The sequence below is a fragment of the Paenibacillus sp. 05T425 genome, from assembly GCF_056396205.1.
This window is the reverse complement of sequence record NZ_JBFTLA010000127.1, coordinates 1-421: the sequence shown is the minus strand read 5'-3', so window position 1 is coordinate 421 and position 421 is coordinate 1. Positions and strand designations below refer to the sequence as shown.

The 421-nt window shown below is 44.4% G+C and carries 1 protein-coding gene; it reads right to left on the bottom strand.

What is annotated here, in order from left to right:
* Positions 1–93 precede the first annotated feature (93 nt).
* Positions 94–421: uracil-DNA glycosylase (locus tag AC1DF0_RS32410; RefSeq protein ID WP_477577703.1), on the bottom strand; the 328-nt coding region annotated here is incomplete at its 5' end.

Here is a 421-nt window from a genome sequence, read left to right as displayed (position 1 = left end):
TACCTAGGGCTCGACGTGCTGGGGGAAGATGGCTCTGCAGCTTGATAATTTCCTGTTGTATAGATTTTCTGGATTTTTTATATGTGCCAGGATCTATAAAAGTGTTTTCTGGCGTGGAGAGCATCCATAGATCTCGGAAACTTGTGCAATAAATATGTTCTGCCCGCCATAGCTTGGGTGTCTTACGCGCAATACCGGTATGGAATTTGTAATTCGGCTTGCAGAAGCGGCAGCATCGTTTCCTATAGCTACAATGCGTGACGGATTCAGCAGGCGAATTAGCTCTTTTAGTAACTCCTCACCGATTTTTCTTTCTAGAGTATTGTGCTGTCGATTTGTAAACTGTTCGCCCGCTGCGTGCGGATGAAGAGGAAAAACATTCCAGAGGAATATTTGTGCATCTACTTGGTCTAACATGTTC